The organism is Pseudomonas sp. QLc11A (genome assembly GCF_052112305.1).
GTDB classification, from domain to species: domain Bacteria; phylum Pseudomonadota; class Gammaproteobacteria; order Pseudomonadales; family Pseudomonadaceae; genus Aquipseudomonas; species Aquipseudomonas laurylsulfatiphila.
The window spans coordinates 223,337-232,634 of the sequence record NZ_JAVAJJ010000011.1; the positions used below are offsets into that span (position 1 = coordinate 223,337).

The window sequence follows — 9,298 nt, forward strand, 5'->3', positions numbered from 1 at the left end:
TGCCAGCGCCCAGCCTTTTACCTTGAGTTGGATCAGCGCGGGCAGTAGGCCTTGTTGACCATGCCGGCGATTGTGCGAGTCAGCCAGCGTGAGCCGAGCCTCGGCAGGAAAGCGAACCAGCGGTTGCGCCGCCCCGGAATAATGATCGCTTGATTCTTTTCCAGGGCGCGCACGGTGTAGAGCGCCACTTCCTCGGGGCTCATCAACAGTTTGCTGTTGGTCAGTTTGTCGTTGTCGAGTTGCGCGGTACGGAAGAATGCTGTGCGGGTCGGCCCGGGGCAGAGCACCGAAACCTTGATCGCGCACTTTTTTAGCTCGACGCGCAATCCCTCGGAAAAGTGCAGCACATACGCCTTGCTGGCGTAATAGGTGCTCATCCATGGTCCCGGCTGAAACGCTGCCACCGAGGCCACATTCAGAATCTGCCCACCGCCTTGCAGGGCCATGCTGTTGCCGATGGCATGGCACAGGCGGGTGAGGGCGAGGATGTTCACTTCGATCAGGTCTTGCTCGGTCATCCAGTCCTGGGCCAGAAACGGGCCGCATGTACCGATACCGGCGCAATTGACCAACAGATCGATTTGCCGGTCGCCTTCTTCCAGCTCCAGCAGGAATCCGGACAGACGCAACGGTTCGCCCAGGTCACAGGCACGGAACAGCACTTCCACGCCGAACCTTTGGGTCAATTCAATCGCAATGCTTTCCAGCTGATCACGTTGTCGGGCCACCAGAATCAGGCTGCGGCCGCGCCGGGCCAACGCTTCGGCCATTGCCAGGCCGATGCCGCTGGAGGCGCCAGTGATCAGAGCGTAACGGGTCATGCAGTTCTCCATCGCAACAGCTCCGCGCCGCGACGCAGGTGTCACGGGCCAGGAGCGCTGTTCATTCTTTCGCAGAGTCTACAGGGGGCTGGGCCTCTTCGGCTGCATCGTCGGCGGAAATTGGCACCGGTTCGACCTCGACGTCGATTTCATCGGTGGTGACCGAACTGCTGTCGTAGCTGCTCTGGACGGCGTTTTCGTATTCCTCCTGTACCGCCGAGAGACCACCGGCCAGGGAACCGACCAGGATCAGTGCGATGACGACCAGCCACAGCGAAGACAATACTTTGACCGCGGTACTGTTCGGCGGAGGAGGTGGACCGTAGCGGTTGGCCAGTTCGTTGCCCGGTACGACCATGATCACGAACGGAAAGAAACTGCCCACAAACGGCACCAGGTTCAGCAGCCACAGCCAGCCGGACCAGCCGACATCGTGCAAACGTTGAACGGTGATCTGGATGCTGACGAAGGCAAATCCGACAAACAGGATAAGGGCCAGCAAGCCACCCAGGATCAGGCCGGCGGTTGAATCCGCACCGATGAGGGCCAGGGCGACCAATGCAAACACCCCGCAAACAGCCGAGAGCACCAGTGTCAGCACCAGTGTCCAGGCAAGATAACGCAAGCGACCGATACGGCCATCGAAACTGAATGGCTGGAGCGTGGCGAATTCCGCCACGGATTCGCCGACGGGCGCGTGAGGCGCAGCGTAAGGAGACTGCGGTTCTGCCAAGGCCGCCTGGTTACTTGCCGGGGTATGGTCATGCACGTCGGCGAGATTCAACTCGATCGGTGTTTCGGCTTCGATGCGCGCGTCGATACCGGTCTTGCTCAGCGCCTGGAGATAGGTTTGGGCATCGGCCTGCGTCAGGTTGCGTTTGAGCGCTACCGGGCGCCCGGCGAACAAGCGCTCGATGGCTGTGACATCGCTTTTGAACAAATCGGCGAGATTGAGCTTTGCCGTGGTGATGTCAACACCGGGCAGCAAGGCACCTTCGAATACGATCTTGAAACGATTTTCGCCCATGTGCGAAGCATCCTTGTCGCGAGAGGTTGAAAGAAGGTTGTGTCCGAATGAGTGTAAGGCCAGCCGGGAGGGGCTGGCCAAGATTTGCTGTCAGCGCGGCCAGCGTTTTGGCAGCTGGGCGGCATGCTCCAGGGCTTGGCGGTACTCGGCGTCGAGACGTGCAATCAACTGCTCGACACTCGGCAAGTCCTCGATTTCTCCCACGCCCTGACCTGCAGACCAAACGGTTTTCCAGGCTTTGGCCTCATCGCTCACGGGTTTGAGCTTGGAACCGAAGTTGATCTCACCCTTGCCCTGCAACGCGGCCATGTCGAAACCGGCGGCTTCCAGGCTCTGGCGCATGAAACTCGCGGGGACACCTGACACGGCTGGAGTATGGATGATGTCTGCAGCTTTGGATGTCAGCAGCATTTCTTTGTAGGCCTCGGGCGCGTGACTTTCGGTCGTGCCGATAAACCGAGTGCCAAAGTAGGCCAGATCCGCGCCGAGCAATTGCGCGGCAAGAATTTCATGTCCGTGGTTCAAGCAGCCGGCCAGCAACAGGGTCTTGTCGAAGAACTGGCGGATTTCGGCAATCAGCGAGAACGGGCTCCAGGTCCCGGCGTGTCCACCGGCCCCGGCAGCCACGGCGATTAATCCATCCACGCCGGCTTCGGCCGCTTTCTCGGCATGACGACGTGTCGTCACGTCATGGAACACCAGGCCGCCGTAGCTGTGCACCGCATCGACCAGTTCTTTCACGGCGCCGAGGCTGGTGATCACGATCGGCACTTTGTGCTCTACACAGATCTCCAGGTCCGCCTGTAAGCGTGGATTGCTGTTATGCACGATCAGGTTCACGGCATAAGGCGCGGGGTTTTCCATGGTCGCCAGTCCGGCTTCGATCTCTTCCAGCCAGGCCTTGAAACCGCTGCTTTCGCGCTGGTTCAGCGCCGGGAAGCTGCCGACCACACCCTGACGACAGCAGGCGAGTACCAATTGCGGATTGGAAATCAGGAACATCGGCGCAGCCACCACGGGCAGACGCAAACGTTGTTCGAGCAGAGCGGGCAGCGACATTGGAAGTACCCCGGTGAGTTGTGTCTATTGGAATTAGAACGGCCGAACGACGACCAGAATTACGACTGCCAGCAATATCAGAACCGGAACCTCATTGAACCAGCGATAAAAGACATGGCTGCGGGTGTTTTCGCCACGGGCAAAACGTTTTACCTGGGCGCCGCACATGTGGTGATAGCCGATCAGGATCACCACCAGGGTCAGTTTGGCGTGTATCCAGCCACCCTGGCTGAAGATGCCTGGATTGAGGTAGATGAGCCAGCCGCCGAAGATCAACGTGGCGATCATTGCCGGACCCATGATGCCCCGGTACAGCTTGCGCTCCATTACGCTGAAGCGTTCCTTGCTGATCGTGTCTTCACTTTGTGCGTGATAGACGAACAGTCTTGGCAGGTAGAACAGGCCGGCAAACCAGCACACGACGCTGACGATATGAAACGCTTTGAGCCACAGATAGAGCATTTTTGGTTATTCCCCAATTCACGGTAGTGGGAATAGTAGAGGCTTGAGCGTCCGCACGTCACCTTGACGGTTGTCGCAGGGGCGCGCGGCCCCTATTATCGACGGCTTTCCAGTGGGTTCGTTGAGGGCAGGTTTATGGTCAAGGTCGGAATCGTCGGCGGCACGGGTTACACCGGTGTCGAACTGCTGCGTCTGTTGGCGCAACATCCGCAAGCTGAGGTGGTTGTCATCACTTCCCGATCCGAGGCTGGCCTGGCCGTAGCCGACATGTACCCGAACCTGCGAGGCCATTACGACGGCCTGGCGTTCAGCGTTCCGGACATCAAGACCCTGGGTGCCTGCGATGTGGTGTTCTTCGCCACGCCGCACGGTGTTGCCCATGCCCTGGCGGGCGAACTGCTGGCGGCCGGGACCAAGGTCATCGACCTGTCGGCCGACTTCCGTCTGCAAGACGCCGATGAATGGGCCAAGTGGTACGGCCAGCCGCACGGTGCACCGGAGTTGTTGGACGAAGCGGTCTACGGCTTGCCGGAAGTCAATCGCGAGCAGATCAAGAAAGCGCGCCTGATTGCCGTGCCGGGCTGCTACCCAACTGCCACGCAATTGGGTTTCCTGCCATTGCTCGAAGCCGGCCTGGCCGATGCTGCGCATCTGATTGCCGACTGCAAATCCGGTGTCAGCGGTGCCGGTCGTGGTGCTTCCGTAGGTTCGCTGTACTCCGAGACGTCGGAAAGCATGAAGGCCTATGCGGTCAAAGGTCACCGTCATCTGCCAGAAATTCGCCAGGGGTTGCGTCGTGCAGCGGGCAAGGACGTCGGACTGACCTTCGTTCCGCACCTGACACCGATGATTCGCGGCATTCACTCGACGCTCTACGCCACGGTTGTTGATCGCTCTGTGGACCTGCAGGCGTTGTTTGAAAAGCGTTATGCCAACGAACCGTTCGTCGATGTCATGCCGGCCGGCAGCCATCCGGAGACGCGTAGCGTGCGGGGTGCCAACGTCTGCCGTATTGCCGTGCATCGCCCTCAGGACGGTGATCTGGTGGTGGTGCTGTCGGTGATCGACAACCTGGTCAAAGGGGCGTCGGGGCAGGCCGTGCAGAACATGAACATTCTGTTCGGGCTGGATGAGCGTCTGGGTCTCTCCCACGCCGGCATGCTGCCTTGAGAGCAGCTACAAGCTTCAAGTTGTAAGCCGCAAGCTTGAAGCTCACAGCTTGAAGCTTGTCGCTGCTCCTAGAATAGTTGACCGCTTTTCTAGGAGAAGCGGATAATGCGCGTCATCACGCAATATGACGGCGTAACGCCGGGAGATAGTCAGCATGAGCGTCGAATCCTTCACCCCCACGGCTTTGCAATTCACCCACGGTGCCGCGCACAAGGTGAAGAGCCTGGTCGATGAAGAGGGGAATGATCGCTTGAAGCTGCGCGTATTCGTTACGGGCGGCGGTTGTTCAGGTTTTCAGTACGGTTTCACTTTCGATGAGGAAGTGGCCGATGACGACACCATCGTCGAACGCGAAGGCGTGAGCCTGGTGGTCGATCCGATGAGCTTCCAGTACCTGGCCGGTGCCGAGGTGGACTACCAGGAAGGTCTGGAAGGTTCGCGCTTCGTCATCAAGAACCCGAATGCGACCACCACCTGTGGCTGCGGTTCTTCGTTCTCGATCTGATCAGCGCACCTGTTTCACAGAACGCCGCACGGCCTCAGGGTCTTGCGGCGTTTTGCTGTGTGGAGGATTTATGCGGGGTAGATGGCGCCGAGTACGCGCAACCCGCGGGCACCGGTAACGCTCGGACGATTGGCTGCGATGCCTTCGAGGCAGCAATGAGCCAGCCATGCGAAGGCCATGGCTTCGACCCAGTCGGGGTCTACACCGTAAGTCGCGGTGCTGCTGACACTGGCGTTTGGCAACAGGCTGGCCAGGCGGTTCATCAAGGCCGTGTTGTGGGCGCCGCCGCCGCAGACCAGCAGTTCCTGCGTGTCTGTCTGGGCGCTTTGCAGTGATTCGATGATGGTCAGAGCGGTCAGTTCAAGCAGCGTCGCCTGAACATCTTCGGCGCAGAAGGCTGGCAGCTGCGCCAGATGCTGCGTCAGCCATGGCAGGTTGAACACTTCCCGCCCGGTACTCTTCGGGCCTTTGGTCACAAAGAACGGGTCACTCAGCAGCGCATTCAACAGCACCGGTTGAATGTTGCCGCTGGCAGCCCATTGGCCGTCACGGTCAAAGTGGTCGCCGCGTTGCTGGTGAATCCAGGCGTCCAGCAGCACATTGCCCGGGCCGCAGTCGAAACCGGCGACCGGCTTGCCGGGCTCGATAAGGCTGAGATTGCTGAAGCCGCCTACGTTCAGTACTGCACGATTCCCGCCCTGTTCTTCAAACAAGGCTTCGTGAAAGGCGGGAACCAGCGGTGCACCTTGTCCCCCGGCAGCGACATCGCGGCTGCGGAAGTCGCTGACCACGGTGATGCCGGTCAGCTCCGTCAGCAGGGCCGGGTTGCCGATCTGCACGGTGAAGCCGCGTGCCGGTTCATGGCGGATGGTCTGGCCATGGCTGCCAATGGCACGAATGTCGTCAGGCTTGAGTTGCTGTTGAGCGAGGAGGGTGTGAATCCCTTGCGCTGCCAGTTTCACCCAGTTCTGCTGGGCGATGGCGGAGCGGGCAATTTCGTCCGGGCCGCTGGCGCACAAGCCGAGCAGCTCGGCGCGCAGGGAGTCGGGCATCGGGATGTAGTGGGAGGCGATCAACCTGATCGCCGGGGCTTGCTCGATCAGCGCGATATCCAGGCCATCAAGGCTGGTCCCGGACATCACACCTATATAGAGCGCCATGACTTAACGCTTGCTCGAAGCCAGCATCGTGGCTTTTTCCTGATCCATGCGCGCCATCAGGGGCTGGCTTTGGGCGAGGAAGCGTGCGCGTTCGGCCTTGGCAATCGGATCGGCCATTGGCAGTTTCTGGCCCAGCGGGTCGACGTGCACACCATTGACCTGGAACTCGTAGTGCAGGTGCGGGCCAGTGGAGAGGCCTGTGGTGCCGATATAGCCAATCACCTGGCCCTGCTTCACCGTGCCGCCAGTCTTCACGCCTTTGGCGAAGCCCTGCATGTGGCCGTAGAGCGTGGTGTAGGTGTTGCCGTGCTGGAGGACCACGGTATTGCCGTAGCCACCACGGCGACCGGCCAGCAAGACCTTGCCATCACCGGCGGCCTTGATCGGCGTACCGCGCGGTGCTGCGTAGTCGACGCCTTTGTGGGCGCGGATCTTGTTCAGGATCGGGTGCTTGCGGCCCATGGAAAATTTCGAGCTGATGCGGGCGAAGTCCACCGGTGTGCGGATGAACGCTTTGCGCATGCTGTTGCCGTCAGCGGTGTAGTAGCTGCTGTTGCCTTGTTTGTTGGTGTAGCGAACTGCGGTGTAGGTCTTGCCGCGGTTGGTAAAGCGCGCTGACAGGATCGGGCCATTGCCGACGGCCTTGCCGTTGACCACTTTTTGCTCGTAGATCACGTCGAATTCGTCGCCCTGGCGAATGTCCTGGGCGAAGTCCACGTCGTAGCCAAACACACTGGCCATGTCCATGGTCAGGCTGTGGGACAGGCCCGCTCGGGCTGCGGACTGCGACAGCGAACTGTTGATCACGCCGTGAACATAGGCGGAGCGCACGGTTGGTTTCGCAGTGATGCGATTGAACGTGTAGCCCTTGTCGTTCCTGGTCAGGCTGATGCTTTCGACGTCGTTGAGCTTGCTGTGCAAGTTGGTCAACTGGCCGTCAGGGCTCAGTTCGAATTCAAGTTTTTGGCCGCGCTTGAGCTGGCTGAACTGCTTGGCCTGCTTGTCGCTGGCCAGTATTTCATGCACCGATGTGGCTGGAAGCCCGACTTTCTCGAACAGCGTGGAGAGGGTATCGCCCTTGGCGACGATCACTTCCCTGTGGCTTGCCGGCTTCTTTTCTTCAACTTCAACGACCGGCGCCGGTTCGGCTTGAGCGGTTTCCTGAGTGTCCTCGGCGCTGTTGTCGATCTGCGCGAAGGGGGATGTTGCAGGTTCATTTGTGGCTTGAACGACGTCAGCAGCGTCTTGATCTTGTGTCAGTTGTTCAGCAGGACTTTCCAGTTCAAGACTCAGGGTCGTTTTTTTGGCTTCCACATCGCTGGAAGGGAATACCAGGAGCGCCAGGCTGAGAAGGGCGGCGATTCCACTTGCGGCGAGCAGGTGGGTCTTCGGGTAAAGCGGCGGCGCTTTAGACGATTCTTTGGTCATAAGTGGTTTTGACTTTGAAAAAGATGAATTGGAAAAGATGAATGACATGATGAAGATGAAATAACTGTATAAAATATAACCAAATCATCTCTGAAGCAAGTCCGTAGGTGCCCTGCCTGCGGATTGGCGTCCGTGCGCCGGGCAAACCTTGTATTTGACGCGCGATCTTGTATGGTTGGTTCCCTTTGAATCTGAGCCTTGCGGGTCTGTTATGAAGTCGGTTGAAGAGCAGCTAGCGCTGATCAAACGTGGTGCGGAAGAACTGTTGGTCGAGTCCGAGCTGATTGAAAAGCTCAAGCGTGGCCAGCCGCTACGTATTAAGGCGGGCTTCGATCCAACGGCTCCGGACCTGCACCTGGGTCACACCGTGCTTATTAATAAGCTGCGCCAGTTCCAGGAGCTGGGGCATCAGGTGATCTTCCTGATTGGTGACTTCACCGGGATGATTGGCGATCCGAGCGGCAAGAGTGCTACGCGTCCGCCGCTCACTCGCGAGCAGGTCCTCGAGAACGCCGAGACCTACAAGACTCAGGTCTTCAAGATTCTGGACCCGGCAAAAACCGAAGTGGCCTTCAACTCCACCTGGATGGATCAGATGGGGCCGGCCGACTTCATTCGCCTGACTTCGCAGTACACCGTGGCTCGGATGCTCGAACGCGATGACTTCGACAAGCGCTACACGACCAATCAGCCGATCGCCATTCACGAGTTCCTCTATCCGCTGGTTCAGGGTTACGACTCGGTAGCTTTGCGCGCGGACGTCGAACTCGGTGGTACCGATCAGAAGTTCAACCTGCTGATGGGGCGTGAGCTGCAGCGTGGTTATGGTCAGGAAGCTCAGTGCATCTTGACCATGCCGCTGCTTGAGGGGCTGGATGGCGTGAAGAAGATGTCCAAGTCCTTGGGCAACTACGTCGGCATCCAGGAAGCGCCAGGTGTGATGTACAGCAAGCTGGTTTCCATTCCGGATGCGCTGATGTGGCGCTACTTCGAATTGCTCAGCTTCCGCTCCATGGATGAGATCAATGCGTTCCGCGCTGATGTGGAGGCGGGTGCCAATCCGCGTGACATCAAGATCAAGCTGGCTGAAGAGATCGTTGCGCGCTTCCATGGTGAGGAGGCTGCTGCCAACGCTCATCGTGCTGCCGGTAACCGAATGAAGGATGGTGAGCTGCCGGACGATCTGCCAGAGATCGAGTTGACTGCTGCCGAGGATATGCCGATTGCTGCTGTCCTTAATAAGGCGGGCCTGGTGAAGAACTCGGCAATGGCGCGCGATCTTCTCGGCTCGGGTGGCGTGCGTATAGATGGTGAGGTGGTTGATCGCACCTTTATATACGCAGTGGGTGCGACCCATGTTTGCCAGGCCGGCAAGAAGGCATTTGCGCGTATTACGCTCAAGGCTGAATAAAGTTGAAATTAGGTGTTGACGGCGAATTTTAGAAGCCTATAATTCGCCCCACTTCCGGCGCAGTCGAAACGGAAAACTCCTTGATAAACAAAGAGTTGCGCAGTTTTCGGCAGCAGGTTTGCTTCAGGTTATCGAAGCGCCAAGGAAGTTGAAAAAGAGGTGTTGACAGCAGCGAGTAACGCTGTAGAATTCGCCTCCCGCTGACGAGAGATCGAAAGCGCAAGTGGTTGAAGTTGTTAAGGATTCCTTGAAAAC

General features: G+C 58.8%; 10 protein-coding genes. 3 read left to right on the top strand and 7 right to left on the bottom strand.

Annotation, left to right across the window (positions count from 1 at the left end):
* Positions 1-32: 32 nt before the first annotated feature.
* From Q8X48_RS17705 to hemJ, 4 genes are all read right to left on the bottom strand, one after another.
* The gene (locus Q8X48_RS17705) at positions 33-821 is read right to left on the bottom strand and encodes an SDR family NAD(P)-dependent oxidoreductase (protein ID WP_407799908.1); all 789 of its coding nucleotides are present in this window, start codon (positions 819-821) and stop codon (positions 33-35) included.
* Positions 822-882: 61 nt separating this feature from the next.
* On the bottom strand, positions 883-1,848 hold the full coding sequence (locus Q8X48_RS17710) for a DUF805 domain-containing protein (RefSeq protein ID WP_407799907.1): 966 nt from the start codon (positions 1,846-1,848) through the stop codon (positions 883-885).
* A gap of 90 nt (positions 1,849-1,938) precedes the next feature.
* Positions 1,939-2,907, bottom strand: a complete 969-nt coding sequence (locus tag Q8X48_RS17715; RefSeq protein WP_015097043.1) for an NAD(P)H-dependent flavin oxidoreductase — start codon at positions 2,905-2,907, stop codon at positions 1,939-1,941.
* 33 nt (positions 2,908-2,940) lie between these two features.
* Positions 2,941-3,369, bottom strand: coding sequence for a protoporphyrinogen oxidase HemJ (gene hemJ, locus Q8X48_RS17720; protein ID WP_015097042.1), 429 nt, complete (start codon positions 3,367-3,369; stop codon positions 2,941-2,943).
* Positions 3,370-3,504: 135 nt separating this feature from the next.
* On the opposite strand from hemJ, the gene argC reads away from it, so the two are divergent.
* Both argC and erpA read left to right on the top strand, forming a co-directional pair.
* Complete coding sequence (gene argC, locus Q8X48_RS17725) at positions 3,505-4,539, top strand: N-acetyl-gamma-glutamyl-phosphate reductase (RefSeq protein WP_007980174.1); 1,035 nt, start codon at positions 3,505-3,507, stop codon at positions 4,537-4,539.
* Positions 4,540-4,693: 154 nt separating this feature from the next.
* Positions 4,694-5,044, top strand: coding sequence for an iron-sulfur cluster insertion protein ErpA (erpA, locus tag Q8X48_RS17730; RefSeq protein ID WP_007906865.1), 351 nt, complete (start codon positions 4,694-4,696; stop codon positions 5,042-5,044).
* A 68-nt stretch (positions 5,045-5,112) separates the two neighbouring features.
* Here the strand turns inward: erpA and Q8X48_RS17735 are convergent, their stop codons facing one another.
* Positions 5,113-6,204, bottom strand: coding sequence for an anhydro-N-acetylmuramic acid kinase (locus tag Q8X48_RS17735; protein WP_126047834.1), 1,092 nt, complete (start codon positions 6,202-6,204; stop codon positions 5,113-5,115).
* Positions 6,205-6,207: 3 nt separating this feature from the next.
* Positions 6,208-7,632: a peptidoglycan DD-metalloendopeptidase family protein gene (locus tag Q8X48_RS17740; RefSeq protein WP_407799906.1), complete on the bottom strand. Its 1,425-nt coding sequence runs from the start codon at positions 7,630-7,632 to the stop codon at positions 6,208-6,210.
* Between the two features lie 211 nt (positions 7,633-7,843).
* Between Q8X48_RS17740 and tyrS the strand changes: the two genes are divergently transcribed.
* Positions 7,844-9,043 carry a tyrosine--tRNA ligase gene (tyrS, locus tag Q8X48_RS17745; RefSeq protein WP_007980168.1) on the top strand — a complete coding sequence of 400 codons (1,200 nt, stop codon included), beginning with the start codon at positions 7,844-7,846 and terminating at the stop codon, positions 9,041-9,043.
* A gap of 28 nt (positions 9,044-9,071) precedes the next feature.
* Here the strand turns inward: tyrS and Q8X48_RS17750 are convergent.
* Positions 9,072-9,298, bottom strand: a 227-nt coding sequence (locus Q8X48_RS17750) for a hypothetical protein (RefSeq protein WP_407802774.1), incomplete at its 5' end; no start/stop codon positions are given.

Bases quoted from the DNA above. Each gene is read 5' to 3' on its own strand.
- Q8X48_RS17710 (WP_407799907.1), bottom strand. From the start codon at position 1,848: ATGGGCGAAAATCGTTTCAAGATCGTATTCGAAGGTGCCTTGCTGCCC.
- Q8X48_RS17715 (WP_015097043.1), bottom strand. From the start codon at position 2,907: ATGTCGCTGCCCGCTCTGCTCGAACAACGTTTGCGTCTGCCCGTGGTG.
- argC (WP_007980174.1), top strand. From the start codon at position 3,505: ATGGTCAAGGTCGGAATCGTCGGCGGCACGGGTTACACCGGTGTCGAA.
- erpA (WP_007906865.1), top strand. From the start codon at position 4,694: ATGAGCGTCGAATCCTTCACCCCCACGGCTTTGCAATTCACCCACGGT.
- Q8X48_RS17705 (WP_407799908.1), bottom strand. From the start codon at position 821: ATGACCCGTTACGCTCTGATCACTGGCGCCTCCAGCGGCATCGGCCTG.
- Q8X48_RS17740 (WP_407799906.1), bottom strand. From the start codon at position 7,632: ATGACCAAAGAATCGTCTAAAGCGCCGCCGCTTTACCCGAAGACCCAC.
- tyrS (WP_007980168.1), top strand. From the start codon at position 7,844: ATGAAGTCGGTTGAAGAGCAGCTAGCGCTGATCAAACGTGGTGCGGAA.
- Q8X48_RS17735 (WP_126047834.1), bottom strand. From the start codon at position 6,204: ATGGCGCTCTATATAGGTGTGATGTCCGGGACCAGCCTTGATGGCCTG.
- hemJ (WP_015097042.1), bottom strand. From the start codon at position 3,369: ATGCTCTATCTGTGGCTCAAAGCGTTTCATATCGTCAGCGTCGTGTGC.